Annotated in this window: 31 protein-coding genes and 1 pseudogene; 23 read left to right on the top strand and 9 right to left on the bottom strand. The window is 61.3% G+C overall.

From position 1 onward, the window contains the following. The coding region (locus tag JQC81_RS18705) for an SDR family oxidoreductase (protein ID WP_203273290.1) at positions 1–525 on the top strand (525 nt) is incomplete at its 5' end. Positions 526–585: 60 nt separating this feature from the next. Here the strand turns inward: JQC81_RS18705 and JQC81_RS18700 are convergent. After that, positions 586–843 (bottom strand): hypothetical protein, encoded by a 258-nt coding sequence (locus JQC81_RS18700; protein ID WP_203273289.1) that lies wholly within the window; start codon positions 841–843, stop codon positions 586–588. Positions 844–1,028: 185 nt separating this feature from the next. Continuing rightward, a complete protein-coding gene (locus JQC81_RS18695; RefSeq protein WP_203273288.1) occupies positions 1,029–1,397 on the bottom strand; it encodes a phasin family protein in 369 nt (122 codons plus the stop codon). A gap of 435 nt (positions 1,398–1,832) precedes the next feature. On the opposite strand from JQC81_RS18695, the gene JQC81_RS18690 reads away from it, so the two are divergent. The 8 genes from JQC81_RS18690 (at position 1,833) to JQC81_RS18655 (ending at position 8,311) form a co-directional block, all read left to right on the top strand. Beyond that, entirely contained in the window at positions 1,833–2,813 is a 981-nt protein-coding gene (locus JQC81_RS18690; protein WP_203273287.1) for a phasin family protein, read from the top strand. A 157-nt stretch (positions 2,814–2,970) separates the two neighbouring features. Beyond that, on the top strand, positions 2,971–3,771 hold the full coding sequence (locus JQC81_RS18685; protein ID WP_203273286.1) for an extracellular catalytic domain type 1 short-chain-length polyhydroxyalkanoate depolymerase: 801 nt from the start codon (positions 2,971–2,973) through the stop codon (positions 3,769–3,771). An 81-nt stretch (positions 3,772–3,852) separates the two neighbouring features. Further along, complete coding sequence (locus JQC81_RS18680) at positions 3,853–4,005, top strand: hypothetical protein (protein ID WP_203273285.1); 153 nt, start codon at positions 3,853–3,855, stop codon at positions 4,003–4,005. A 227-nt stretch (positions 4,006–4,232) separates the two neighbouring features. Then, on the top strand, positions 4,233–5,018 hold the full coding sequence (locus JQC81_RS18675; RefSeq protein ID WP_203273284.1) for a Crp/Fnr family transcriptional regulator: 786 nt from the start codon (positions 4,233–4,235) through the stop codon (positions 5,016–5,018). A 94-nt stretch (positions 5,019–5,112) separates the two neighbouring features. Next, positions 5,113–5,331: a dodecin gene (locus JQC81_RS18670; protein WP_203273283.1), complete on the top strand. Its 219-nt coding sequence runs from the start codon at positions 5,113–5,115 to the stop codon at positions 5,329–5,331. A 520-nt stretch (positions 5,332–5,851) separates the two neighbouring features. After that, positions 5,852–7,444, top strand: a complete 1,593-nt coding sequence (locus JQC81_RS18665) for an isocitrate lyase (protein ID WP_203273282.1) — start codon at positions 5,852–5,854, stop codon at positions 7,442–7,444. A 150-nt stretch (positions 7,445–7,594) separates the two neighbouring features. After that, complete coding sequence (locus tag JQC81_RS18660) at positions 7,595–7,846, top strand: SMc00767 family acetate metabolism repressor (RefSeq protein ID WP_203273281.1); 252 nt, start codon at positions 7,595–7,597, stop codon at positions 7,844–7,846. Positions 7,847–8,002: 156 nt separating this feature from the next. Beyond that, the gene (locus tag JQC81_RS18655; RefSeq protein ID WP_312887553.1) at positions 8,003–8,311 is read left to right on the top strand and encodes a hypothetical protein; all 309 of its coding nucleotides are present in this window, start codon (positions 8,003–8,005) and stop codon (positions 8,309–8,311) included. A gap of 166 nt (positions 8,312–8,477) precedes the next feature. On the opposite strand, the gene JQC81_RS18650 is transcribed toward JQC81_RS18655, so the two are convergent. After that, positions 8,478–8,729, bottom strand: coding sequence for a ParB N-terminal domain-containing protein (locus JQC81_RS18650; protein ID WP_203273280.1), 252 nt, complete (start codon positions 8,727–8,729; stop codon positions 8,478–8,480). Between the two features lie 155 nt (positions 8,730–8,884). On the opposite strand from JQC81_RS18650, the gene JQC81_RS18645 reads away from it, so the two are divergent. Continuing rightward, positions 8,885–9,127 carry a hypothetical protein gene (locus tag JQC81_RS18645; protein WP_203273279.1) on the top strand — a complete coding sequence of 81 codons (243 nt, stop codon included), beginning with the start codon at positions 8,885–8,887 and terminating at the stop codon, positions 9,125–9,127. 145 nt (positions 9,128–9,272) lie between these two features. Here JQC81_RS18645 and JQC81_RS18640 read toward each other — a convergent pair whose 3' ends face one another. The 3 genes from JQC81_RS18640 to JQC81_RS18630 form a co-directional block, all read right to left on the bottom strand. Beyond that, positions 9,273–9,542 (bottom strand): DUF6894 family protein, encoded by a 270-nt coding sequence (locus tag JQC81_RS18640; protein WP_203273278.1) that lies wholly within the window; start codon positions 9,540–9,542, stop codon positions 9,273–9,275. A gap of 502 nt (positions 9,543–10,044) precedes the next feature. Beyond that, positions 10,045–10,194: a DUF1127 domain-containing protein gene (locus tag JQC81_RS18635; protein ID WP_203273277.1), complete on the bottom strand. Its 150-nt coding sequence runs from the start codon at positions 10,192–10,194 to the stop codon at positions 10,045–10,047. Between the two features lie 246 nt (positions 10,195–10,440). Then, complete coding sequence (locus tag JQC81_RS18630) at positions 10,441–10,728, bottom strand: hypothetical protein (protein ID WP_203273276.1); 288 nt, start codon at positions 10,726–10,728, stop codon at positions 10,441–10,443. Between the two features lie 861 nt (positions 10,729–11,589). Between JQC81_RS18630 and JQC81_RS18625 the strand changes: the two genes are divergently transcribed. The 3 genes and pseudogenes from JQC81_RS18625 to JQC81_RS18615 all read left to right on the top strand — a co-directional run. After that, complete coding sequence (locus JQC81_RS18625; protein ID WP_203273275.1) at positions 11,590–11,838, top strand: hypothetical protein; 249 nt, start codon at positions 11,590–11,592, stop codon at positions 11,836–11,838. Between the two features lie 2 nt (positions 11,839–11,840). Then, the gene (locus JQC81_RS18620) at positions 11,841–12,119 is read left to right on the top strand and encodes a hypothetical protein (RefSeq protein ID WP_203273274.1); all 279 of its coding nucleotides are present in this window, start codon (positions 11,841–11,843) and stop codon (positions 12,117–12,119) included. Between the two features lie 1,592 nt (positions 12,120–13,711). Next, positions 13,712–14,056, top strand: a pseudogene (locus JQC81_RS18615) (nucleotide-binding protein); the annotation flags it as partial. Between the two features lie 60 nt (positions 14,057–14,116). Here the strand turns inward: JQC81_RS18615 and JQC81_RS18610 are convergent. Beyond that, positions 14,117–14,818, bottom strand: a complete 702-nt coding sequence (locus JQC81_RS18610) for an IS6 family transposase (RefSeq protein WP_203273273.1) — start codon at positions 14,816–14,818, stop codon at positions 14,117–14,119. Between the two features lie 36 nt (positions 14,819–14,854). Continuing rightward, positions 14,855–15,190, bottom strand: a complete 336-nt coding sequence (locus JQC81_RS18605; protein ID WP_203273272.1) for a plasmid pRiA4b ORF-3 family protein — start codon at positions 15,188–15,190, stop codon at positions 14,855–14,857. 171 nt (positions 15,191–15,361) lie between these two features. Here JQC81_RS18605 and JQC81_RS18600 point away from each other — a divergent pair, with 171 nt between their 5' ends. From JQC81_RS18600 to JQC81_RS18555, 10 genes are all read left to right on the top strand, one after another. After that, on the top strand, positions 15,362–16,567 hold the full coding sequence (locus JQC81_RS18600; protein WP_203273271.1) for an ABC transporter substrate-binding protein: 1,206 nt from the start codon (positions 15,362–15,364) through the stop codon (positions 16,565–16,567). Positions 16,568–16,641: 74 nt separating this feature from the next. Then, positions 16,642–17,496, top strand: coding sequence for a branched-chain amino acid ABC transporter permease (locus JQC81_RS18595; protein ID WP_203273270.1), 855 nt, complete (start codon positions 16,642–16,644; stop codon positions 17,494–17,496). Between the two features lie 11 nt (positions 17,497–17,507). Further along, positions 17,508–18,503, top strand: coding sequence for a branched-chain amino acid ABC transporter permease (locus JQC81_RS18590; RefSeq protein WP_203273269.1), 996 nt, complete (start codon positions 17,508–17,510; stop codon positions 18,501–18,503). After that, on the top strand, positions 18,500–19,273 hold the full coding sequence (locus tag JQC81_RS18585; protein WP_203273268.1) for an ABC transporter ATP-binding protein: 774 nt from the start codon (positions 18,500–18,502) through the stop codon (positions 19,271–19,273). Before JQC81_RS18590 ends, JQC81_RS18585 begins: the two co-directional genes overlap by 4 nt. Beyond that, entirely contained in the window at positions 19,270–19,980 is a 711-nt protein-coding gene (locus JQC81_RS18580; protein WP_203273267.1) for an ABC transporter ATP-binding protein, read from the top strand. The genes JQC81_RS18585 and JQC81_RS18580 overlap by 4 nt, the downstream gene beginning before the upstream one ends. Before the next feature lie 20 nt (positions 19,981–20,000). Then, complete coding sequence (locus JQC81_RS18575; protein WP_203273266.1) at positions 20,001–21,254, top strand: M20 family metallo-hydrolase; 1,254 nt, start codon at positions 20,001–20,003, stop codon at positions 21,252–21,254. 84 nt (positions 21,255–21,338) lie between these two features. Further along, positions 21,339–22,844, top strand: a complete 1,506-nt coding sequence (locus JQC81_RS18570) for a M81 family metallopeptidase (RefSeq protein ID WP_203273265.1) — start codon at positions 21,339–21,341, stop codon at positions 22,842–22,844. Next, positions 22,841–23,620, top strand: coding sequence for a FadR/GntR family transcriptional regulator (locus JQC81_RS18565; protein ID WP_203273264.1), 780 nt, complete (start codon positions 22,841–22,843; stop codon positions 23,618–23,620). The genes JQC81_RS18570 and JQC81_RS18565 overlap by 4 nt, the downstream gene beginning before the upstream one ends. Before the next feature lie 85 nt (positions 23,621–23,705). Next, a complete protein-coding gene (locus JQC81_RS18560; protein WP_203273263.1) occupies positions 23,706–24,152 on the top strand; it encodes an Lrp/AsnC family transcriptional regulator in 447 nt (148 codons plus the stop codon). 347 nt (positions 24,153–24,499) lie between these two features. Then, positions 24,500–25,780, top strand: a complete 1,281-nt coding sequence (locus JQC81_RS18555; protein ID WP_203273262.1) for a D-amino acid dehydrogenase — start codon at positions 24,500–24,502, stop codon at positions 25,778–25,780. Between the two features lie 172 nt (positions 25,781–25,952). Here JQC81_RS18555 and JQC81_RS18550 read toward each other — a convergent pair whose 3' ends face one another. Beyond that, positions 25,953–26,501, bottom strand: coding sequence for a cupin domain-containing protein (locus JQC81_RS18550; RefSeq protein WP_203273261.1), 549 nt, complete (start codon positions 26,499–26,501; stop codon positions 25,953–25,955). Positions 26,502–26,573 lie beyond the last annotated feature (72 nt).

Here is a 26,573-nt window from a genome sequence, read left to right as displayed (position 1 = left end):
GCCGTCGAGGCCGAACTGGGCCCCGTCGACATTCTCGTGAACAATGCGGGCATCACCCGCGACGGCATGTTTCACAAGATGACCTTCGATCAATGGTCGGCCGTCATTCGCACCAATCTCGATTCCATGTTCACCTGCACACGCCCCGTCATCGACGGCATGCGCTCGCGCAGTTTCGGCCGCATCATCATCATCTCGTCCATCAACGGCCAGAAGGGTCAGATGGGGCAGGCGAACTACTCCGCCGCCAAAGCCGGCGTGATCGGCTTCGCCAAGGCGCTGGCGCAGGAGAACGCCAACAAGGGCGTCACCGTCAACGTGATCGCACCCGGCTACATCGCCACCGAGATGGTGAAGGCGGTGCCGGAAGAGGTGCTGAAATCGAAGATTCTGCCGCTCATTCCGGTGGGCCGTCTCGGCGAGGCGGAGGAGATCGCCCGCACGGTGCTCTTCCTGGCCGCTGACGACGCCGGTTTCATCACCGGCTCGACCCTGTCGGTGAACGGCGGCCAGTACATGGCCTAGAATAAACCAAGGAGCGTGCTGCAAGCAGGCCTGCAATGGGGTCTGTGGTCGGCTTATTCCTTAAGCCGGCCGCAAGCGCCGTGCTTTGGCTTGTACACGCCTTCGGTAGCCCTCAACGAGGGCTTCGGTCGACCCACCTGTTGCAACAGTCGTAGCTGCGTCCATGAAGGCGAGCATCTTCTCGGTTATCATCAGCTGCGCTTCAGCCGGCGTGCCCTGACCCAGCGCGATCTGCGCCAGGCGCAGGCCTATGACGCTCTGCGCTTCCAAGCCAAGAAGAGTTGTGTCGATGGTCAACTTCATCCAAGGCTCCAGCATTGCTTTGTCTCCAGCCGCACGGAACTGGCAGCCATCGTCTCACGGATTTCCGGACACTGAGCCTGCCGTGAAGCTGATCGCGAAACGGCACAGGGTCACAGCAGTGGGTTTGGACAACTTACTAAGAGCATGAGAACGCCCGCCACCAGTGCGGGCGTTCTGAACCGGCTGATTGGGCCGTGTCTTTACTTCGCGCGAGCGGCCGACTTGGTCGGGGCGACGGCTGCCTCTGCGGCAGAGCGCAGGAAGCCGAAGGGCGCGACGCTGTCTTGGGCGAGCTTGGTGTAGAGTTCACGGCTCTTCGTGGCATGTGCGACGAAGCCCTCGTAGGCGCTCCTGAGATAGTCGCTCTGGATCTGAATGGCCTGCTTAAGCGACTTGACGCCGGCCAGCTTCTCAAACGTAGCGGCATTCTGCTCAAAGGACTTCTTGGCGTAGTCGGTCGTCTCCACCACGATAGCCTTGGTACCGGTGGAGGCGACATCAAGCGTCTTCACGGTAGCCTCAAAACTGTTTTTGCCGAACTTCTGAACGGCCTCGAACTGCTGGTTCATCAGGAATCTCCGAAAGGTGAGGGCGCTCGGCGCCTCTCAGATATTGAGCCGTGTCATACTCCGGCATGTGTTTATGGTGCAGTGCACAATTGACGCCAAGTCACATTGTGCGCTGCACAATAGGACGAGCTTGCCCATGTCCTCCCTTCCGATCGACTTCTTTTTACAAAGATGTCGCACCTTGTCCCGGGATCGAAGCCCGCTGTTGCCAAGTTATGCTGCAGTGCAGTACGCATCATTGTGTCCTAAGGCTAAGGCTGATCTCTGCGGCCTTACAGCTGCCCCTTGGCACCAGTTCCGTGCATGAGTTTGTTCAGTTCAGCGTACCCACCCGACGTTCTTTCCCCGAAGGAGAGGTCCTGGCTTTACGATCAGCGCAGCACAATTGCGCGCCACTGATCGTCCAGATCGCTCCTTCCACCTTTGCGAGGAATGATGACCCCCAATCGAACCATCGGCCAAACCCCGCCCGATCAGGCCAACAAGCTCTTCGCCCAGCTTCTTGAGACATCCAATGATGCCTTCGAGCTCCGCGAGCGGCTGTTCTCAGAGCTGAGACAGGAGCTTGAGCTGCTCGCCAATCTCCAGGAGGAGCATCTCTTCCCCGTGCTGGAGCAGAACCCGGAGACGGCGGACCTGGTCCGCGGGGCTCGTGACGACTACCAGCAGACCAGGGCTCTCCTGAATGAACTCGGAGCCACCCCCAAGGACAGCGATGCGTTCCTGGCCAAGGTGGCAGAGCTGCGGAAGGTGTTTCAGCAGCATATCCGCAACGACAAGAACGAGTTGCTGCCGGTGGTGCTCAAGGTCCTGAGCGCGGAGGAGGTCGAGGCCGTCGTCGAGAAGGTTGAGGAGGAGGTCGCGGAGACCCGGCAGGCGGCCACTGAACCACGGCGAACCCGGCGGGGACGCAAGCCGACCGATGCTAGAACGGACACAGGCGGAACCTTGTTGGCTGCCGTCGAGGCTGGCTCGGAGAGCGTCAGGGTCCTTGAGCAGGCGGCGCAGGACGCGGTTCAGGACAGTGCCCAGGCGGCATCCGAGTTGGGCGGCCGTTCACTGGAAAGCTTCAGCCGTCAGGGCCGAGAAGCCCTGACCCTGGTCAATCAGATGCCGGATTACCTTCAAGCCGTTGCCCGCTCCAATCGGATCCTGGCCGGTGGGGCAGGAACCATCACGCTGGAGTGGTTCGGGCTCCGTCAGGAGCGCCTGCTGAAGAACCTTGAGGGGATGACCGATCTTCTGAGCTGCCGGACGATCCCGGACTTTGTCAGCCTCCAGAGTGCGCTGGTCCGGGGCAACGTTGAGCGCATGCTCGAGAACAGCCAGCGGCTGGCGCAGCTCACCGCCCAAGTGGCCCAGGAGGCCACCCGGACTCTCACGGCGCAACCCAAGCACGACCGGCGCGGGCGCTAAGGGTCTGTCTGACGACGCTCCCGGCTTGCGAGCCGGGAGCGCCATAGCGGGGATCGGGCAACAGCACAGGACTGTCCTTGGCATCCGACGTTCCATCGATTGCGTGTGTTGCCTGGCGTGAGACGCTCCTGTCTCGAAACCTTTTCAGCGGGTGGGCATGCGCCTGAAGCTTCCGATTGCCCACCTTCTCAAAGCCCAGCGTCACTGGGAGAAAGCCCTCGTCAAGGCCACGGCGACGTCGCGCAAGCTCATCACCAGACCGCGCAAGACCCAACCCAAGAAGAGCGGGCTGACCGAGGTCAGCTCCTTCGGGTCCAATCACGGCAATCTCCGGATGCTGGCCAATGCGCCCCCGCAATTGCCCAAACCCGCGCCCCTGGTTGTAGTGCTGCATGGCTGCCTGCAGACCGCGCGTGCGTACGACGAGGGCAGCGGCTGGTCGATGCTGGCGAGACGGCACGGCTTTGCGCTCGTCTATGCCGAGCAGTCCCAGGCCAACAACCCGAACCGCTGTTTCAACTGGTTTCAGCCCCACGATGCCCGGCGCGGCTCAGGCGAAGCCTTGTCGATCCGCCAGATGGTGACTCGCATGCGGCGGGTCCACAGCATTGATCCGGCCCGGATCTTTGTCACGGGCCTTTCGGCTGGTGGCGCCATGGCATCGATGATGCTGGCCACCTACCCGGAGGTCTTTGCCGGCGGCGGGATCATCGCCGGACTTCCCTATGGTGCTGCGTCCGGTCTGCGCCAGGTCATGTCCGCAATGAGGAGACCGCAACCGCGCAGCGGCGAGCAATGGGGCGACCTCGTCCGCGCCGCTTCGACCTATACGGGCCCGCGGCCGACGGTGTCGATCTGGCATGGCACAGATGACCGGACGGTTGCGACCTCCAATGCAGCGGCGTTGCTCAGCCAGTGGGCCAATGTGCACGGTATCAGCGAGGAGGTGTTTAGTTAGACGTCAGTCGCGGGCCACCGCAGACGGTCATGGTCGAACAGAAGGGGTGACACGGTCGTTGAGCTGTACCTGATCGATGGCATGGGCCACGGCACGCCGGTGCGCCGGACGAAGGCTCAAGTCGCGGCGGTAGGAGCCGGATCATTCATGCTGGATGTGGGCATCTCATCCTCGCTGCATCTGGCGAAATCGTGGGGCATTGTTCGCCGGAAGGCCGCCTCCCGCAGGATCTGAACGGCAGTCCAGCTCTACTGGCCTTAGTGAGCCTGTCGCCACCAAGTAACATCTTGCCGGTTGGCCCGATCAGGGAACGGCATGTCGTTGTCGTGGTGACTCCCATGCCAGCCGGGTGGTCCTGTCCGTCAACAAGGCCCTTGCCACCCCAGTTGCCGGCAAACCTTGGGCAAATCGGATGACATTTAGACCTTTGCTTTGAGCTTACCGCCGGTTTAGCTTGGGGTATGAAACCTCATAACCACCATGCCGCTCCGGTTCCAAAGGTTAATCACCGCTCCAATCGGCTACTGGCCGCACTGGAGCCGGATGACTTCGCGGCCATGGAGCCGCACCTGCATGAGGTTAACCTGCAGCAGGATCAGGTGCTGTACGAGGCGGGGGACCCTCTGCGCCATGCCTACTTCCCCCATGACACGGTGGTGTCGCTGGTGGCCGTGTTGAAGGACGGCCGCTCGGCCGAGATGGCGGTCTACGGCCGCGAGGGAGCCCTGGGTCTGGTGAGTGCCGTGACGGCCGTCCATTCCTTCGGGCGCTACATCGTGCAAGCCAAAGGCACCGCCTCGCGCATTGAGTTGGAGCGCCTGCACGAGGTGATCGGCCAGTGCCCGAAGGTGCGCCAGCTGGTGCTGCGCTTCACTGAGGCGATGATGGCCCGGGTTCTGCAAAACGTGGCCTGCAATGCGGTTCACAGAGTCGAAGCCCGCGCGTGCCGCTGGATCCTCAGCATGCATGACCGGCTCGACCGGGATACCGTGCCGCTCACGCATGAGTTCCTGGCCGACATGTTGGGTGTGCAGCGATCCACCGTCAGCAGCATCACGCGATCCCTTCAGGAAGCGGGCTTCATCCAGCAGGGCCGGGGCGTGATCACTGTGACCAACCGCGCCGGCCTGGAGCAGACCTCTTGCGAGTGCTACGGCACCGTTCGCAGCAGTTTCGAGCGGCTGCTCCCTCACACCTACAGGCATAGTACGACGACCGACCTACGTCAGCAGCGTCGCTGCTCCTGATCGCCGTTTCACATGACTGTCGAGCGCACGACGGCCTCGCAGGTGAGATCGTCCGCTTTACCTGTGATTGTGGAAGGAAGCGGAGAGGGTTAGGGTGTCCAAGCACGCTTACAAAGTCGTTGAACTGGTGGGCTCATCGACGAGCAGCATCGAGGATGCGATCCAAGCGGCGATCAAGCGTGCCGACCAGACCTTGCGCACCCTGCGCTGGTTTGAGGTGGTGCAAACCCGTGGGCAGGTGGAGAACGGTGAAGTCCAGCATTACCAGGTGGTGCTCAAGGCCGGCTTTACCTTGGAAGGCGAGTACCCGTGATACGAGGCGATGGCTCCCCAGGCATGCCAGGAAACCAGCAGCGGAATGGCGCTGACCCTTCGCGGCGAACTCGGCATACGACTTCAGCGGGGTCGACAGGTGACATCCTTGATGTGGTTGTGGGGGGACATCAGCGTGGATCGCATTCTCCAACAGAGTGCAGATTTCGTGCAGGCTAGCACCCTGCAAGGCACCATGTTGTAAAGACAGTGACATCCGTCTTGTCACAGCTCTAGGGCAACTGCATTCGCCTTACCCCTTCAGGGGGACTTCACCTTTAGGATGGCTTATCTGCGATCAAGATCAACAAATTAGGAAACGCAGGAGCATCATGATCGCAGTCTCCCAGCAATATCAACAGCTTGGCAGAACTCGAAGACAACTGATTGTTTGTAAAGAATTTACAATTTGACTTCCGTTATCTTGTAAAGCTTGACACCTGAACCTTAACTCGCCTTCCCGGCCCCGAACGCACCGGGTACTTCCTCGTTCAACCTTCACAAAAGCGAGGAACACGACCGTGGCTTACCAGGATCAGATCACACAGGCTCAGATCCTTATCGAAGGCCAGAACACCTGGAACGGCATCGACCCCGAATCCGTCGCCCGCATGAGGCTGCAGAACCAGTTCAAGACCGGCCTCGACATCGCGCGCTACACCGCCAGGATCATGCGCGAGGACATGGCCGCCTACGATGCCGACCCGTCGCTCTACACCCAGTCGCTGGGCTGCTGGCACGGCTTCATCGGGCAGCAGAAGATGATCTCGATCAAGAAGCATTTCGGCTCCACCAAGCGCCGCTACCTCTACCTCTCGGGCTGGATGGTCGCCGCCCTGCGCTCCGAGTTCGGCCCGCTGCCCGATCAGTCCATGCATGAGAAGACCAGCGTTCCCGCGCTGATCGAAGAACTCTATACTTTCCTGCGTCAGGCCGACGCCCGAGAGCTGGGCATGCTGTTCCGCGATCTCGATGCCGCGCGCAAGAGCGGCAACATGGTCAAGGAACGGGAGATCCTCTCGGCCATCGACAACCATCAGACTCACATAGTCCCGATCATCGCCGACATCGATGCGGGCTTCGGCAATGCCGAGGCGACGTACCTTCTCGCCAAGAAGATGATCGAAGCCGGCGCCTGCTGCCTGCAGATCGAGAATCAGGTCTCGGACGAGAAGCAGTGCGGCCACCAGGACGGCAAGGTCACCGTTCCGCACGAAGATTTCATCGCCAAGATCCGGGCCATCCGCTACGCCTTCCTCGAACTCGGCGTGGATGACGGCCTGATCGTCGCCCGCACCGACTCGCTCGGCGCAGGCCTCACCAAGCAGATCGCCTTCAGCCGCGAGCCGGGCGACATCGGCGACCTCTACAACGGCTTCCTCGATTGCGAGGAGATCACGCCCGAGAACTGCACCAACGGCGACGTGGTGATCAACCGGGGCGGCAAGCTCCTGCGCCCGAAGCGGCTGCCGAGCAACCTGTTCCAGTTCCGCCCCGGCACGGGCGAGGACCGCTGCGTGCTCGACTGCATCACGGCGCTGCAGAACGGCGCGGACCTTCTGTGGATCGAGACCGAAAAGCCGCATGTGGATCAGATCGCCGGCATGGTCGACCGCATCCGCGAGGTCATTCCGAACGCGAAGCTCGTCTACAACAACTCGCCGTCCTTCAACTGGACCATCAACTTCCGCCAGCAGGTCTACGATGCATGGGAGAAGGCCGGCCAGGACGTGTCGCAGTACGACCGCGCCAGGCTGATGAGCGTGGACTACGACGGCAGCGAACTCGCCCAGGAAGCCGACGAGCGCATCCGCACCTTCCAGGCGGACGGAGCCAAGCGCGCCGGCATCTTCCACCACCTCATCACGCTGCCGACCTACCACACGGCAGCACTCTCCACCGACAACCTCGCCAAGGAATATTTCGGCGAGCAGGGCATGCTGGGCTACGTGCGCAACGTCCAGCGGCAGGAAATCCGCCAGGGCATTGCCTGCGTGAAGCACCAGAACATGGCCGGCTCCGATATCGGCGACGACCACAAGGAATACTTCGCCGGCGAGGCCGCGCTTAAAGCAGGTGGCGCGCACAACACGATGAACCAGTTTGCGGCTTAAGTAATCAGCGGGCGGGGGGCAGTCCAAGCCGACGCTAGTCGATTGCACCTCGCACCCGCGGTTTACCGAAGCCTGACGACACAGAGGCCGCAAACCTCCCGGTAGAGTAAATGCTGCGGTCAACCTTTGACTTTAACAGGAGTGAAGCACATGACGATCTCTGAAAAGCCACAACTGAGAAGCCGCTTCGAGGACGCTGCCAGCTCGATGTCTTCTGATCAGGAGGGCGCTATCCGCATCCTTGCCAATGAGCTCCATCGGGTGAATGAGGCGGTGATGAACTGCGTCAACCATGGCCTGTCGATCGAGCTGCAAAGGGTCAAACGCTGTCATTCTGAGCACGGATATTGGGGCGATATGATCGTGCCGGTCATCGTCAAGCAAGGTGATGATCGGAGCTGAGTGCCCGCATTCATCCACAGAGCGGGCAGGGGTCTACGTCAACCCGATCCGCATGATGGCGGCGTCGCGCTATCCGTCTCATTGGAGTGTCGCGTCGCCGACTGGCCCTGGTGCCTCAGCCATGTTGGCGTGGTGGTAGAGGGCAGCAGCTCCTTGGTGAAGCGGGAGGCGACGATGTATTTGGTCATCCGCAAGTTCAAACACATCAGCTCGATGGCTGAGGCCGCACGGCGGGCCGAGAGTGGTCTTGGCCGACTTCTCAAGCAATCTCCTGGCTTCCAAGGCTACTACGTGTTCGATGCCAGCGATGGAGTAGGTGGATCTGTGAGCCTGTTCGAGAGCAAAGAGGCGGCTCTAGCAGCCAACGAAAAGGCGCTCGCTTGGATTAGGGGAAGCCTTGTCGATGTCATCAACGGCGAACCTGAAATCACCATGGGCGAGGTGCTGGCGGTGGTCTCAGCCTGAAATGCTGTGACAAATTGAGATATCGATCTCCAAGCCCGGTGTCAGGAGCCTCTGAGCCTGGTGTTCAGCCCGGCAGTCTGGACAACTGTGCGACAGGGATGATCGCAGAGGTGGCTCCTTACATGTGAGGCCTCTGTCTTCGTCCCAGCAGCGTACCAGGCGCGGATCAATGGTTGCGAGCTTGAACCAGGTAGGCGGCAACCGTCGTCTCTCCAAGAGCCTTGCAGGCCTCCAGCCGATGCAATCCCTCAACCAGAACAAAGCGATTGCCGTCCGGCCGCACGAGAATGGGCGCTTCCTGCCCTTTGATCAGGATGCATTCTGCCAAGGCATCAACCTTCTGCCGATCCAGCGTCTGACGCCGCGTCACCGGCACATAGACATCCTGGATCGCGAGCATCTGCCGCTTCAACACCATCCCGACTGCTCCTGTGTCTGTCCTCTCAGGTGAAGCTTACGTGCAGGGATCTGGCTTGCATAGGAACATGCCCTCGCGACGGGCGTTCACCGACAGGCCCAGCTTGGCAATTTAGTCGACGTATGCGCTGGACCTCCTCAACCGGAGACACATCCATGAGCAAACTCACGGCACTAATCGGCTTCATCTTCCTGGCCGTTTCGTCTGCCTGGGCGCAAACCCCAGCACCCACCACCCCGGCACCTGGTGCTACTCCCGGCTCTCCTCCTGCCGGGGATGCTGCCGCAGCAGGCGGCGGTATCGCTGACTACTGGTGGATCATCCTGCTGGTCGTCATCGTCGCCGCAGCCATCTGGTACTTCTCCCGCAGTCGCGGCCGCAGCCGTAATCAGCTCTAGGAAGGCAATCCTCCAGTGCGCCCGTTCTGGAGCGGCTCCATGGGCGTCAGCGTTGATAAGCAGACGTGTTGATGCTCATGACCGTCTCTGAGGCAGAACCCGGCCCCGCGCCGGGTTCTTTTTTGGCAGGAACGCCCATCCGCACTTATGCGCTCCAGGGATGCGGACCCTGAGAACGTGAGACGTGCCACTCGATCTCCATCGATGCTCTGACGGTGCAGACCCGCTGGCCGCGCTCATCCCGCACTTCGATGACAACATCGCGGGTGTCACCTTTTGCCAGACGGTCTGTTCCGATCTCGGCCGCCGAGCGGGCGGCTGCCTGCACCGCAGCGTCCAGGCTGTCGAAGTCGGTGCCGTCGTCATCACGCACGCTCTGTGCGCCATCCTGAACGTCAAAGTAGTAGCGGGCCACGGCAATCTCCTCTGGGCCAGCACACCTGCGTCGGACATGGTCCGTACCAAGCGGTAAGCGCCCCGGCTGAGGTGCTGTCAGGATTAACCTCAGCCAGGGCAACAGCGGAGAGGAAGCCCTCCATCAACTCCGAGGCCATCGACCAACGGCGCCGGGGTCTCTGTTCGGGCGGATACGCGATCCGCCCGAGCAGAGATCCTGTCGCAATCAGAGTAAACAAACGGTAGACGTCGAAATGCACTGCGTGCGGCAAGTACATCTCAAAGATGTCCTTGGCCCTTTGACGACCACCAAGGATCAGAAGGTGCATCAATCATTCAGCGGGTGTGACACTGGCCAAATCCGTACGATCCCAACTGTCACGGCGTCATGAGGCTGTCATCGAGCCGCTTTAAGTGAGCCCTGTGGCCGCTTGGTCCGAGGGCCAAGGGCAGGCACGGATGCACTGCCGTCCTTGGCTCTCATCCAATCTCATCCTTCGCAGCGGCACTCAGTTCGGGCTTCAGTGGCTCTGGCGTACCACCTGCGGGATGTCGTGTCTGGCAATACCAATGTCCGACAACTTACGATCGGACAGGGCATTCAACTGCCGTGCGGTTTCACGAGCACATAACCAGCGTCGCAGACCTGAAAGAACAACTGATAAAAACATAACGCAACCTCAATGATGTGCTGGCCCAAGCGGAAAGGCACGGCGCACTGGCTGTGAGAAAAAAGGCCACCTGCTGGGGTGGCCGAGTTTAGGGAGGAAACCCGCCACAGAAAGGCCGCGGCGGAGGAGCGGTGATCTGCAGCGCATCAGCCTCAGGACAAACCCGCTTGAGCCCAGCCCTGCCATGCGGAATGAGCATGGAACAGATTTGGAGCGTTTACCCCTCGTTTACGGCTGCCGGGCAGCTCACGCAGGAACCTTACCGACGATCCACGCCGCCGCCACCGGGCTAAAGCCTATTTCGATCAACTCCTCCTCAAGATCCTCAATAGGATCTGGCTCCAGTGGAATCGAGCTGACTTCGGCTCCTGCACCGGGCGTCGGCCCGCCCTCGTCCTGCTCCGCGTCTTCGAGAGGCGCTACCGTGACACGCACGATCGGGTCTTCGTCGCCATTATCCTCACTCTCGTAGACCTTGAGCGTGACCCAGCGCTCCTCGACCTCGTCCTCATAGACCGTTTTCCACTCGCCCATGTTCCCCTCCTTAGTCATGTACCGGGGAAGGCCCGGCACTGATGCCGTCGCACCATAGCGCTTTAACGCCATCACATTGTCGTGCTTCAGGGCCCTAGTGCCATTGTGTGCCGAAAGGGCACCCCCATGTCCTCAATGCGGAGGCACATCCCGCAACCCCTTCACCGCCTCCGTAGACTTCAGCCCCGTTCAGACCAATCCCGACGGGGCTTTTTCCTGCCCGGCGTCTGCATGACCTGGATCAGATCGCGTGGTGTTCCGATGCGAGGGTGCCTAATGCGACGTGTAGCAGTCCATGACAAGCTTCAATGGACCGCGCCCTGCTCCTCGGTGTCAGGAAACACCTCCGGCTTTCGCAAGCTCGGCCGCAACTGCCTCATCTTCCGTCATGCCAGTCCCCACAACACCTGACAGAAGCTAGGGCTTCTGTCCTAGGCAGCAATGAGCGGAAGACAACGGGCACGATGGAACATCGTTCCTGTCTCAGAGATGGTTCCAGAAGGACATGGCCCTGACGCGAAGGGCTCGCTCCTGGCATCAATTGGAGCTTAGAAAGCCAAACGCCTCGGCTGAGGAGATCGGGTTCAAGGACCCTCAGCCGAGGCGCATGCGGTTCTCTGGAGCTGACACCGCAGGACAAACTACACCCGCCAACCGTGGCTATTTCATGAAGCGATTCAGAGACATCAATGGCTACTTTGCCCTCGCCGCAGATTAACTCACGATGTCGATTAGATAAGGTTCAACCTGCACAGGCTTGCCTCGCAACCCCTGTGCTGAGTAGAGCTTCTGTTGGGAGGCACGGTCCGCTATCCATCCTGCTGTCCCGCTGCTGTCGTTGACCTCTCCAGAAGGTTCAGAATGGCCTACACACTCTCCCGGCTTGCTCCAGGCAGCTATGACGTGCTGCTCCATGGGGTGATTATCGCCAGCCTCGTCCAAAGCGGTAGAACAGATGACGCCACGTGGACAGCAGAACTTCTACTCGACTTGCCTCCTGAAGAGAGGCCTGCTCCGTTCACCGAGCTCGAGCATACATTTGGCAGTCTTGAAGAAGCGCAGAGATGGTTCGGAGATGCTGACATCCGTGGAGCCGGTGGAGAGGACTAGGCATGGCAGAGGTCATTCAGTTCCCGAGGCGGACAGAGACACAGACGCTCCATTTCGGTGAGAAGCATGCCTTTGGTGAAATCGGCGGGCTGATGCTTTCTCTCGTACAGGAGCAGGACAAGCCCGATGCGCCCTACACGCTCGTGCTGTTCGGCGGGAACGATGTGTTCTTCCCACTGGAGTCGTTTGAGCCCACACTGGAAGGCTTGGAACTCGCCAACATCACTGGCGAAATCACATTGCGTGCACTTGCAGTCGGTCATGACAACTGGTCGAGATAGTCTCTCGGCCCAGAGGACAGCGCACAAGGACAAGTTGTCGAGCAGGGTGAACTCGCTCCTAATTCAGGCACGACCCCGAGCTTTACTCCGCCTGGAAGGGCAGAAGTCAGAAAGGCTGACACACAATGGCAGACAATCCGGGCGAACAGACTCCTCCTGCCAAGCCCAGGCGAGACGATTTGGATAAGGCCCGCGAGACCTACCTCCTCGAACACACACCTGGTCTGAAGGAGCACGATGCCGCCCAGCACAGAGCCTTCCTCCAGATTGAGGAGGATGCTCTGGCCATCCCGATCCAACGCCGGACAACATCGCCGCGGCGGAAGCTGCTGAGGCTGCCCTCCCGTCCAGAAAGAGGACGGAAATTCAACTGCGACGAAGCTTTGAGTCCTTGGCTCTACATCTTCCCAAGGACGCCAGGCGCAAGCGCAAGAGCTTCGTCCAGCGTGGTCAGCGAGCGTGGAACAGAGCCAACCCGACACCGCTGACATCGGAGCTGGAGCGAACCCTAACAGTAGCCTTCATGAAGGCTTATGGGCACTGACTGCTCATAGGACCATCAGGAGGCAGCGCATAAGCCCGAGACGTCGAGCACTGGTTAAGGGGACGTGTACTCCCAAAACCGCTTTACCACACTCCACCTTCCACTGACGCCAGCGTCGCCTGCGCTGAACCCAGTGGAGCGGGTCTGTCTCGACCAGCGAGCGCTACCTCCTGCATCGCATGCTCAACGACTATGAGGCGGTGTTGGAGGCGGTCTGCCGAGCCCAGAGCCGACATCTCGACGATACAGGTTCTCTCGCACTGATGACGGCCTACCGTACCTGACTGCGTCAGGGATTCCTGAGCGCGTATCTGTTCCGAGCCCCTGAAGCTTCAGAGGTCTGTCCAGTGTGGCCTTCACTAATCAGCTCTCGCTAAAGCTGGATTTTTCGCCGCCGTCACTGAAACTGCTATCACCCGATAGGGTCATACTGGCTGTGGTATCGGACAGCCGGTTGAGGCTGCGGGTCAGCTCGTAAAGTACCCAGCGTCTGGCTCGGCGTGCTGAGGATCGTTTCATCACCACCTCCTGGCACGTGCAAGGTTCAGCGGCGAGGTCGGCTCGACGTGTCGATGGTGACGAGGTTTCCGGTGATCGGATCGAGAATGGTCATGAGCAGTTCTCTCGTTCAGGCACAGGAGCAACGCCGTGCCTGAGGTTTCGATCAGTTGCGATTGGAGTTGTGGTTACGAGACAGTTACTGCACGGGACGCTCACATCCCCAAAGCAGATCGAGGCGGTTCATCCGCGCCCCGACTGCTTTGGAGGTGAGGACTGATCCGAATCCCAGCGGATCAGCCAGAGTATGGGCATGGCATCATGGTTAACGGGTCGCTAACAAGCCTCTTGACGGCTGTAATGTGCTCTTACTTTCATCGGTTAACCGTTTGGTAACAACATCAGGCGCCGAATGAGGGGACTTACGAGGGGTATGGCCGTAACATTCTCCATTGCCTTTCCGCCTCATTGCGTATTGCCGCCTCTCAATCTCGCTTGTGCCTGCGTGGGTGCCGTGCCTCCTCACGGTTTCTCTGGAGAAATGCCAGCGATGAAGAAGCCAAGGCCAAAGCATAACAAGTCGAAGACAAAGGTCAGACAGGGCAGGGTGCTCGTGGTGACCTCCGGCAAAGGTGGCGTCGGCAAGACCACCTCGACAGCGGCACTAGGGGCAGCACTTGCGCAGAGTGGCCAGAAGGTGGTTGTCATCGATTTTGATGTTGGCTTGCGCAATCTCGACCTAGTCATGGGCGCTGAGCGCCGTGTGGTGTTTGACCTGATCAACGTCATGAAAGGCGAGGCCAAACTTTCACAAGCGCTCATCCGCGACAAGCGTCTCGACACGCTGGCTCTCCTGCCGGCCTCGCAGAGCCGGGACAAGGATAGCCTGTCCGAGGGGCCTTGTCACATTAACTGACAGTGGGCGCCCCAGGGCAAACTCGGTCACTTGACAGGCTCACGCGGCAACGCTGGCTGCAGACTTCCACTCCGCTATGGCATTGAGGCGGTGAAGGTGGGTAGAAAGGGCAGAGCGGCGGGAGCGGGGCGGCACAAAGAGATTGCGAACTGCCGAGAAGACGCTGACGAACCTCTGTAGCCCTCCCGTTGATCGAAAGCCCTGCATTGCCTGCTCTCGTCGGCGCAGGGGCAGATGCGAATTCTCCGCCCGGTTGTTGAGGCCTTTGTGCGAGCGATGCTCGACCGCTGGCATGATCTGGCGCCGGGCAGCCGCGTAGGAGCCCAGCTTATCGGTGATCATTCGCCGGGGCGGACAGCCTTGCTTCTTCAACAGGCGCCTCAGTAATCGCTTAGCGGCTTTTGTATCACGTCGCGGCTGGACGATCTCATCGAGCACGTAGCCATTCTGATCGACAGCCCGCCACAACCAGTGCTTCCGGCCAGCGATAGTGATCACGACCTCGTCGAGATGCCAAATGTCGCGCCGGTTCGGCCTCTTGCGTTTGAGGCGGCGGGCGTAGTCCGGCCCGAACTTCAGAGCCCACCGACGGACTGTCTCATAGGAGACGAGAATGCTGCGCTCGAGCAGCATCTCCTCGACCAGCCGTAGGCTCAACGGGAACCTGAAATAGAGCCATACCGCGTGGGCGATGATCTCAGGTGGAAAGCGGTGACGTTTGTAGCTGACGGGCTTGGTCATGCCCGTCCACCTACACGCCTTGCTCTCATACTTCAGTTAATGTGACAACGCCCCATTGAGGTCGTACTCATAGCGGAAACGGGTTCCTTGGCGGAGGCGAAGCTCGGAAAGTGCAACATCCGGAGACCGGGCCGCCAACTCCATGGAGCCGAACCGTCTGGCCCGCAGCACGAACTGGAACAGGTGGATGCCCTCCCAGCCCATCACAACCTGGATGACACCGTGCAGCTGCCGCAGCGTCAGGCTGTCTGGCACCTGAACCCGCCGCCAGATCACGGGGCTGAGCCCGATCAGCCAGACCTTGAACTGCAGGATCTTCGGAGTTGGAGAAGGATCAGGAGTCTTGGGTTCGGATGGGGTGGGTTTCGGCAAATGAGGGTGTCCCGCAGCTTTGTTTCGTTGGGCCCGAAATGTTGTGCAGCCAACCCGTTACCAATCTGCCCCACACTTCCTCATGCTCTCCTCTTGGGCGCCTTTCTTCTTGACAGATAAAATTCTATAATAACTATACGTATAAATAGAATAAATAGCCAGGAGGAATTCATGCTTAATCGTCGTGCTCTGCTGAAACTCTCATCCGTTGCCGCGAGTTCGCTGCTCCTTCCTGCGGGGCTCCGGCCGGCCTTCGCTGCCAGCGGGGACATCACCATTGGCGCGCCGCTTCCAATGTCGGGCCCCTTCGCTGCCAATGGTAAGTTTGGCTCCATGGGTACTGCAATGATTGTTGAGGAGATCGGCAAGGTCTTAGACCGTAAGCTAAGCTATCTCGAGATCGACACGGAAGGAAAGCCGGCCACAGCCGTCCGCAAAGTTCAGGAGGCGATGGAGCGCGGAGTGACGCTGTTCTCCGGCGGCATCCTGTCGTCTGAGGCCCTCGCCATGGGCAAGGAGGTCGCGAAAGGGAAGGGGGTCTTCATCACCACGGCAGGCGCCGATGAGATCACCGGCTCGGAGTGCAACAAGAGCACGTTCCGGTGGAGCGTGCCGACATTCGGCGCCATCGAGCAGACTGTGCGTCCGCTTATCGAGCAGCTCCCCAACGCGAAGCGCTGGTACACGATCACGCCTCAGTACGTCTTCGGCGATGGCCTGCTCAATGCCGCCAAGGCAATCTTCAAGGAGAAGGGGATCGAGCATGTGGGCAACAGCTATCACTCCCTCACCGAGAAGGAGTTCAGCGGCTATCTGACCAATGCCATGGCCGCGAAGCCCGATGCTCTCCTCATCCTCAACTTTGGCTCCCAGTCGTCCGATACTCTTCGTCAGGCCGTCAGCTTTGGCATGAAAAACCGCATGACGATTCTGCTGGCCTGGGCTTCGGGGCTCGAACAGTTTGAAGCCTTGGGGCCTGAGCTGATGGAGGGCGTCTACTTCGGGGCTCAGTACTGGCACGGCATTGATTCGCCGTTTAACCGCGAGCTGGTCGCCAAGGTGCAGGCCAAGCACAAGATGAACCCGAACTACGCCTTCGCCAGTGCCTATCTGACAACAAAAATTTTGATCGACGCGGCCGCAAAGGCGGGAAGCACAGAAGGTCCAGCCGTCATCCAGGCCATGGAGGGTATGAAGTATGCTGGCCTAACCGGCGACGAGGAGATCCGCGCGGCCGACCACCAGGTCATCAAGAACTATTACCTGCTCAAGGGCAAGGCCAAGAGCGCCATGAAGGACAAGGACGACTACGCCGACATCATCAGCTTCGGTAAGTCGTTCCAGTCTCCGGAGCAGGCCCAGTGCAAGATGGCCTGACCATCGGCGGGGGCGGCACGCGGCCGTCCCCTTCCTGTTTTGAACATTGACTGCCTCCAACATCAGGTGCCCGCGTGATCTATCTGTTTCAGCTGGTGAATGGCATCGGCCTAGGAATGCTCTACTTCCTGCTCGCGGTGGGATTGAGCATCATCTTCGGGCTGCTTCATTTCGTGAATTTCGCCCACGGCGCATTTTATCTTCTGGGCGCCTACTTCGTTTATGACATGACCGAGCGCGGCCTGAATTTTTGGGCGGCACTTCTTATGGCGCCGTTCATCGTTGCGGGGCTCGCGGCCCTGACGGAATCTGTCCTGCTGCGGCGCATCTATCACTTGCCGCATACGTTCCACATCCTTGTGACCGTCGGACTCGCCCTGATGGTGCAGGAACTAGTCATCATTCTTTGGGGGCCGGTGGGCGGCAATGTCTCGACTCCGAGCGCGCTCAGTGGCGTGCTTATGCTGGGCGATTTCATCTATCCGCAATACCGCCTCTTCGTCATCGGGCTGACCCTCGTGCTCGCCATCGGCCTCTGGTGGCTTTTGGAGGGCACGCGGCTCGGCGCCGTAGTGCGCGCGGGCTCGGAGTCGACTGACATGGTCTCGCTGCTCGGCATCGATATCCTGCGGGTGAACACGGCCGTCTTCGCCCTCGGCGCTGGCCTCGCTGGCCTCGCCGGAGCCCTCGCGGCGCCGATCCGCGGCGTCGAACCCTTCATGGGCGTCGAGGCTCTCGGCATCGCCTTCGTGGTCGTCGTCATCGGCGGCATGGGCAGCTACACGGGCGCTCTCATCGCAGGCCTTCTGGTGGGAATCGTGCAGAGCATCATGACGACGCTCTGGCCCGAGGGCGCCCGCCTGATGATCTATCTCGGCATGGGTCTCGTCATTCTGACGATGCCGCGCGGCCTGCTCGGCCGGGCATGAGAGCTGCTATCATGAACCGCGCTTCTCTACATTTCCTTCTCGCCGCACTCATCGCCATCGCGCTCCCGCTCTTCATGCGGTCCGGCACGCTTGCGTCCGAGGTGCTGATCTTCGCCATGGCGGCGGCAGCCTGCAATCTGCTCCTCGGCTATACGGGCCTGTTGTCCTTCGGTCAGGGAATCTTCTTCGGCCTCGGGAGCTACGCTGCCGGACTGACCTTGCTGCACACCTCGCTGCCGCTCGCTCTGGCGCTCGTGCTCTCGGCGATCACGGGAGCCGTCGTCGCCACGGGAGTCGGCTGGCTCTCGATCCGCCGGCAGGGCGTTTATTTCGTCATGCTGACGCTCGCCTTCTCCCAGTTTTTCTACTTCCTCGCTTACACGTTCAAGGACATCACCGGCGGCGACAACGGCCTGCTCAATATTCCCCGGCCCGCCATCGGACCGTTCTCTCTGGGAGATTCCTGGACCTACTACGGATTCGTGGCGGTGCTCTTTCTGCTCCTCTTCGCGGCTCTGCAGCGGGTTGCGAGCTCCACGTTCGGGCGTACCCTGCTGGCGGTCCGCGACAACGAGGAACGCGCGCGCGCCATCGGCTTCCCCGTCCGCGACTTCAAGATTACGGCCTTTGCCATTTCCGGCGCGGTGACGGGGCTTGCCGGCGCACTCCATGCTCTCCTCATCGGCGTCGCGCCTCTGTCGAACATCGAGTACCACATGAGCGAGAGCATCCTGATCATGACGATTATCGGTGGCACCGGAAACCTGTTCGCCTCCGTGCTTGGAGCAGGGTTCTACGTGATCGTCTCGGATCTGCTCTCGTCGATCTGGCCGCGCTGGCTTCTCCTTCTCGGCGGGCTCCTCATCGTGGTGGCGCTCTTCATGCAGAAGGGTCTTTGGGGCCTCCTCGAACGGCTGGTCGAGGCCCTGCCCATGGGCCGCAAGTCGTCCACCAAATCTTCCATCGAAGCGCCCATCCAGCCGGAATCCCAGGGGAGGGGTATATGAGCACCCAGACTCCGATTCTTGCGGCCGACAAACTCAGCGTCCGATATGGCAGCTTCCTCGCCCTCTCGGACGTCACCCTGTCGATTAAGCCCAATACGATTCATTCCGTGATTGGCCCGAACGGAGCAGGAAAGACTACCCTGTTTCATGCCCTCACCGGCCGGGTGCGAGCATCGAGCGGGCGGATCACTCTCGACGGACGGGACATCACCCATGTGTCCGACGACAAGAGGGTGCCTCTGGGCATCGCGCGCTCCTTCCAAGTAACGAGTCTATTCCAGAACCTGAACGTTCGCGAGAACCTGCGCCTTGCGGCTCAGGGGCGCACACCTCTTCAGGCGCTCGCACCCTGGCGCGGAGTCAATCCGCGTGACAACGCGCTCGCCGTCGCCGACGAAGTGATGGAGCGCTTAGAGCTGACCCATGTGTCGGACAGGGCGGCTGGTGAACTCTCACATGGACAGCAGCGGCGGCTCGAAGTCGGCATGGCAGTCGCCGCAAAGCCGCGGCTGATCCTGCTCGACGAACCGACATCTGGCATGGGCATCGACGACGTAGAGGCGATGAAGGCTCTGATCCGCGATCTGGGGCGCGACCACACGGTGCTTTTCATCGAGCACAACATGAGCATCGTTATGAACATCAGTGACACCGTGACGGTCATGCGTGCGGGGCGCGTGCTGGTGGAGGGCCCACCCGCCGTGGTGCGAGACGATCCGGAAGTGCGGCGCGCCTATCTCGGCAACATGATCACGGGTGATATCGCATGACCACGGCATTGCTCGAAATTGAAAACGTGCATGGCTATTATGGCAAAAGCCATATCCTTCAGGGAGTGACCCTCGAGGTCCGGGCCGGCGAGGTCGTAACGCTGCTCGGTCGGAACGGGGCCGGGAAGACCTCGACCCTGAAGAGCATCAGCGGCCTGCTCGCGCCGAGCGCCGGACGCGTACGTTTCGCCGGTACGGACGTCACGGGATGGCGCCCTCACAAAATCGCTCAGCGTGGCCTCGCCCTCGTGCCCGAAAACCGCGGCATCTTCGGACTGCTCAGCGTTGAGGAGAACCTGCGCATCGCGGAGCGGAAGGGCTCGCCCTGGTCGCTAAGGGACGTGTACAGGATCTTCCCGCGCCTCGAAGAGCGCCGCCGCAACGGAGGCAGCCAGCTCTCCGGCGGCGAGCAGCAGATGCTGTCGATTGCCCGCGCCCTTCTCAACGCGCCAAAGCTCCTGATGCTAGACGAGCCCGTCGAAGGACTGGCGCCCGTCATCGTCGATGAGATCGTCGACCAGATCAAGAAAATCCGCGCCGCCGGAGTCCCGATCCTGCTCGTCGAGCAGAACCTCGCCGTCTGCACGCAGCTCGCCGACCGCCACTATATCCTGGAGCTCGGCCGGGTCGTCTATCACGGCACACATGACGAGTTCGCGGCCGACGAGGCAACGAAGGACCGCTATCTGGGCGTGAAGGCTCACTGACCCTGCTTTTGGTAAACCGAATGATTCCCAATCTTCAGATCAATCCCCAGCGTCTCTGGGACAGCTTGATGGACACCGCCAGGATCGGCGGAACGGCGAAAGGCGGCGTGTCCCGCCTGACCCTGACCGACACCGACAGGCAGGTGCGCGACTGGCTGAAAGGCGAATGCGAGAGGCTCGGCTGCACCGTGACGGTCGACGAGGTCGGCAACATGTTCGCCGTTCGCCCCGGCCGGCGCGCCGATCTTCCGCCCGTCGCGATCGGCAGCCATCTCGACACGCAGCCCACGGGCGGAAAGTTCGACGGGATTCTCGGGGTGCTCGGCGGCCTGGAGGTCCTCAAGACCTTGCAGGATTCCGGCTATGAGACGAACGCGCCTCTCATGCTGGTGAACTGGACCAACGAGGAGGGATCGCGCTTCGCGCCCGCGATGCTCGGATCCGGCGTCTATGCGGGCGTCTTCGATCGGGCCTATGCGGACAGCCGGGAAGATCGTCAGGGCGTCACCTTCGGCGAGGCCATCGAGGCGATCGGCTATCGGGGAGAAGCCAAGGCCGGATCGATCACGTTCGGAGCGATGTTCGAGCTGCATATCGAGCAGGGGCCCATCCTCGAACAGGAGGAGAAGGTCATCGGAATCGTCCAAGGCGTCCAGGGCATGCGCTGGTACGAGGTCTCCGTCACCGGACGAGAGGCCCATACAGGCTCGACCCCGATGCCCATGCGGCGCGACGCCCTCGTGGGCGCGGCGCGGCTCATCGACCGGATCGAGGCCATCGCGCTGGAGCACGCGCCTTCCGCCGTGGGCTCCGTCGGGCTGATCGAGGTGCAGCCCAATTCGCGAAACGTCGTGCCGGGCCACGTTTTCTTCACGGTCGATTTCCGTCATCCCGACGACGCCGTCCTCGACGTGATGGAGCAGAAGCTCCTCGCCGCGATCGACGAGATGGCCGGCAAGGGAAACCTCGGCGTGGAATCCAAGAAGGTCTGGGAATCGCCCGCCGTCAGGTTCGATGCCGATTGCCTTGCGTCCGTGAAGAAGAGCGCGCAGGCGGCCGGGTATCCGGCGCGCGATATGATCTCGGGCGCGGGTCACGATGCAGCCTACGTCGCCCGCGTCGCACCGACCGCCATGATCTTCGTGCCCTGTGCGGGCGGGCTGAGCCACAACGAGGAAGAAAGCACGTCCTTCGAGGAATGCGGGGCAGGGGCGCAAGTGCTCCTCGGCGCTGTTCTCGACTACGACGAGCGCGGGACCGAACGCTTGGGCTGACGCATCTCGAACCAACCGCTCCGGGTTCGTCCGGATGCATGGACTTCATGGCGCTGGCCGGCGCCTTCACAAGGATAGACAGGCATGCGCTTCGTTGTCGCCCGCATGAATCACGAAACCAATACGTTCTCTCCGGTGCCGACGCCGCTCGCATCGTTCAACCCGCGCTGGGGTGAGGATGCTCTGCAGGTGGGCACGGGCTCGCGCACTGCCATGGGGGCCTTCCTGGCCTTTGCGGAAGCGCGCGGCGCGGAGGTGGTGACGCCAGTCTTCGCCACCGCCAACCCAAGCGGCCCAGTGGCGGACGACGCCTTCGAAGCCATGGCGGCCGCCATCATCGACGCGGTCCGGAACGGATGCGACGCCGTTCTCCTGGATCTTCACGGGGCCATGGTCACCGAGAGCCTGGAGGATGGCGAGGGAGAGCTCCTCGCCCGCATCCGTGCCGTCGCGCCCGATGTGCCGCTCGGCGTCGCCCTTGACCTTCACGGCAACATCACTGAACGTATGGTTGCGAACGCCGACGTGCTCGTCGGCTTCAAGACCTATCCGCATGTGGACATGTACGAAACCGGTACTCATACGGTGCGGCTCGTCGGACGCATGCTTGACGAGGGGCTCGCGCCGAAGCGGGCCTGGTGCCATCCGCCGCAACTGGCCCACACCTTGAAGATGAACACTGGCGCTCCCGGAGCCATGCAGGACGCGATCAAGGCTGCGAGAGCCGCGGAGGAGCGGCCCGGCGTGCTGGCTGTCAGCGTTTTTGGCGGCTTTCCCATCGCCGACATCGCGGATGCGGGTGTATCGGTGATCACAGTCGCGGAATCGGCCGATCTCGCCGCGGAGGTCGCGCGCGAGATCGGCGTGCTCCTGTGGGAGCGCCGCGCCGAGTTCGTGTACCACGAGGAGCCGCTCCACCAGTCCGTGGGCGCCGCGCGCGCCGCGGCCGCCGAAGGAGCGGGGCAAGGCCCCGTGCTGCTGCTCGACCATGGCGACAACTGCATGTCCGGCGGCACCTGCGACACCATGGACGTGCTCAGCGAGGCGCTGACGCAAGGGCTCGACGACATTATCGTGGGTCCGATCTGCGATCCGAAAGCCGTGGCGGCCATGATGGCGGCGGGCGTCGGCGCGCGGATCGAGATCGGAATCGGCAACCGCGTGGCCATGCCCCGCATCGGCATCTCCAAAGATCCGCTGCGGCTTGAAGGCGTGGTGCGCGTCCTGGGCGACGGGGAATACACGATCAGTGGGCCGACCTATACGGGCATGCGCTGCTTCATGGGGCGGGCCGCCGTGCTGGATACCGGCCGGGCACGGGTGCTCGTCACCGAGCTGCCTCACGAGCCGTGGGACCTTGCGGTGTTCACGAGCGTCGGTCTCGATCCCCGTGCGTGCCGGTACCTGATCCTGAAATCCCGGATGTATTGCCGTCCCGTGTTCGAGCCCATCGCGCGGGCCGTCGTCGAGTGTGCGAGCTGCGGCGTGACGAGTTCGGATTACAAGTTATTCCATTTCGAAAAACTCGCCCATCCGGTGTATCCTCTTCAGCAAGACATCCCGTGGAGAGCTGAGGCAATTCGACTATGAGAAGCGACAAAGAACGCGCCCCGGACCGCGGGCGCGGACGGATGCAGCGCACGAAGCTCTCGGATCAGATCGCCGAAGACCTGAGGCGCTGGATCGCGAGGGAAGGCCTGAAGCCGGGTAACCGGTTGCCCAACGAGAAAGCCTTGATGCAGCACTACGGCTGCGCGAAGGGTACGCTTCGCGAAGCGCTGAAGGCCCTTGAAGTACAGGGGCTTGTGAAGATGCAGACTGGCCCGAACGGTGGCGCCGAGATCCAACCCGTTTCCATCGACGCGGCCATGCAGCAGTTGCGCAGCTACCTCCATTTCCAAGTGCTGGATTTCGAGCAGATCTACGTCCTAAGGCGCAGTCTCGAGGTTTCCCTGGCGGAAAGTGTCGTTGGCCGTCTGACGGAGGACCAGTTGCAGAGGCTCGAGATTAATATTGAGCAATGCGTCGAAGCCCGCGACAGCGGCGACCGTGTCGCGGGCCGTCGGCTCGAGATCGAGTTCCACGATATTCTCTGCGAGAGCTGCGACAATCCTCTACTCGCCTTCATCTGTCGCTTCCTGAACGGGCTCCTGCGCGATCTCGTCGAGTTCCGCAGCGACCGCTACGACGAGCACGAGGCCTTCGGTCAGCACAACGTGGCGAGCCACCGGGATCTCGTGGCAGCCTTCCGTGTGAGGGATCGCCGTGACGTCAGTCGGATCATGCGGGAACACATGTGCTGCGCGGAAAGCTTCATGCAGCGCCTCGATGCATCCTTCCGCTCCGATTTGCTGAGCACCGGCTGAGACCGCTCACTTTGCACAGACGACTGTGCTGTGCAAGGCGCCATCTCCGTTGCAGTCGTTCGATGTCACCGATCCTTGAGCCGCCATGGACGCGATAGACCAACGCATCACCAGCATTCTCCGAACCGACGGGCGTATCACGAATGCCGACCTGGCCGAGAAGGTCGGGTTGTCTCCGTCGGCGTGCCTGCGCCGGGTGCGGCTTCTTGAGGAGAGCGGAACGATCCGTGGATACTCCGCCCTGATCAATGATCGGGCAGCGGCATCGGAAACGGTCGTCATCGTGCAGATCACCCTTGAACGGCAGACGGACGAATATCTCAGGCGCTTCGAGAAGGCCGCCTGCCAATGTCCCGACATCCGGGAGTGCTATCTCATGACCGGAACGTCGGACTACCTTCTCCGTGTGGCCGTGCCCGACGCGGCGAGCTACGAGCGCATTCACAAGGACGTTCTATCCTGCCTGCCTGGCGTCGCCCGCATTCAATCGAGCTTCGCGATCCGAGCCGTGATCAAGCCGCCGGATCTTTAGTGATCAATCGCGGACACGAGCGGCAGCCGCATGGCCCACCTGGGCTTCCGTTGAGGAAGTTTTCAGGACGTCCTTGGGGATAGAAAGTTCGATTCGATCGAACTTTATGAAGCTATGATCAGGCAAATACGCGAACCCTACGACACTTCGGCAGGATATTCAGGACGATTTACGTTACTTTTGGGGCGTCCTTTGAGGTGTGTGCAGTGCAGCTTCTCCGTTCGACGCATTTTGCAGTGGCTCGTTCTGTCCCGCTGCCGGCCGTTTCGGCACAATCGGCTATGAGCTGCTCACCAGCTTAGGTGCCCGGTACCACCGTCAGTACATCCATTCCTGAGGGGCACACCATGCGCATTCTCGTTCTCGGCAGCGGCGTTGTTGGCGTCACGTCGGCCTATTATCTCGCCAAGCAGGGTCATGAGGTGACGGTGGTGGACCGCCAGCCCTCCGCCGGCATGGAGACGAGCTTCGCCAATGCCGGGCAGGTTTCGCCCGGCTACTCGGCACCGTGGGCGGCTCCAGGCATTCCGATCAAGGCCATGAAGTGGCTGATGATGAAGCACCGGCCGCTAGTCCTGTGGCCCCGCACCGAGTTGCGCCTCTGGGGCTGGCTCGCCCACATGCTGGCCAACTGCACCGAAGAGGCGTACCGGCGCAACAAGAGCCGGATGGTCGCTCTCGCCGAGTACAGCCGGGACTGCCTGCGCGAGCTGCGGCAGGAGACCGGCATCACCTATGATCATCGGGAGCAGGGCCTGCTCCAGCTCTTCCGCACACAAAAGCAACTCGATGGAATCGGTGAGGACACGGCTGTTCTCGATGCCTATGGCGTGTCTTACGAGATCCTGGATCCCGCAGGATGCGTTGGTGTCGAGCCGGCCTTAGATCTAGTGAAGAGCAAGGTCGCCGGCGGCCTGCGTCTTCTTGGCGACGAGACCGGGGATGCGCATCTGTTTACGCAGCGGCTTGCTGCGATCGCAGAGCAACTGGGCGTCCGGTTCCGTTACCGCACCTCCGTCCAGACGATACTCACCGAAGGCGAGCGGATCTCCGGCGTGCAGGTGAACGGCGGCGAGGTGCTCACCGCGGACGCCTATGTGGCAGCGATGGGCAGCTATACGCCCCATCTGGTCAAGCCGCTGGGCATCCACCTGCCGGTATATCCAGTGAAGGGCTATTCCCTGACCATGCCGATCACCGATGCGGATGCGGCGCCGGTCTCGACCGTGATGGATGAGACCTACAAGGTGGGGATCACCCGCTTGGGCGATCGGATCCGGGTTGGCGGTACGGCGGAGCTGGCCGGCTTCAGCCAGCGCCTGCGAAGGCCGCGGCGGGCGACGCTGGAGCACTCAGTCATGGACCTGTTCCCGCACGGCGGCGACGTCCGGCAGGCCAGCTTCTGGACGGGCTTGCGGCCGATGACGCCGGATGGCACGCCTGTGGTGGGTCCCGCCCGGTACAGGAATCTGTACACGAACACAGGCCACGGCACCCTCGGTTGGACGATGGCCTGCGGTTCCGGGCGGGTGCTTGCCGATCTGATCTCCGGCCGGCTGCCCGAAGTGTCCCATAAAGATCTCGCCGCCGATCGCTACAGAGACGAGTGGCGTTTTCAGGCCGCATAGGTCGCTGTTTCGGCTCCGGCCCAATCGTGAAATCGCACTTCACCGAAGCAGCATCCGGTGAAGTGCGGCAGGCTGTCAGAAGAACGGGCACACCACGCTGCGACATCGTGCACCTTAGCGAGCGTCACCTCATAACAAGCCTCCCAAGCCACGTCGGTCTGACGGTGCCGGGTTAGAACGTTGGCGGTGTACAGGCACTCACGACCTCACATGCCACCGGGCCGACACATCGGAAGCGATGCGGTCTCCAGCTCTCGAAGTAATAGGCGTCACCCGGCCCAAGGATCCGCCGTTCGCCCTCGACAGTGACTTCCAAGCGTCCGCTCAAGATGATGCCGCCCTCTTCGCCTTGATGCGTCAGAGGAACCTTGCCGGTGTCCGCACCAGGCTCATACCGCTCTTTCAGGATTTGAAGCGCACGACCGAACAGGTTATTGCCCACCTGCCGGAAAGAGATCTTGCCCTTTCCAATCTCAATCAATTCGTCGGCGCGGTAAAAAGCCTGCTTCGGCTTCTCCGGTTCGAGCGCAAAAAACTCAGCCAATCCGATCGGGATGCCGTCCAGAATGCGCTTTAGCGCGCCGACTGATGGGTTGGTCTGGTTCGACTCGATCAGCGAGATCGTCGAATTAGTGATGCCTGCACGCTTGGCAAGCTCACGCTGAGACAGGTTATGTAGCCCCCGAACATAGCGAAGCCGTCCGCCCAGATCGAATTCCATTGCAGCACAGTGACCCGTGTGTTTCAGTTGTTCAAGATAAGACAAACACGCTGGTGCGCACTAAGCAATATC

Origin of the sequence: Microvirga arabica, assembly GCF_016811235.1 — a bacterium.
In the GTDB taxonomy this organism is placed as follows: Bacteria; Pseudomonadota; Alphaproteobacteria; order Rhizobiales; family Beijerinckiaceae; genus Microvirga; species Microvirga arabica.
Note: the sequence above shows the minus strand (reverse complement) of the source record. Positions and strands in the feature narration are given on the sequence as shown.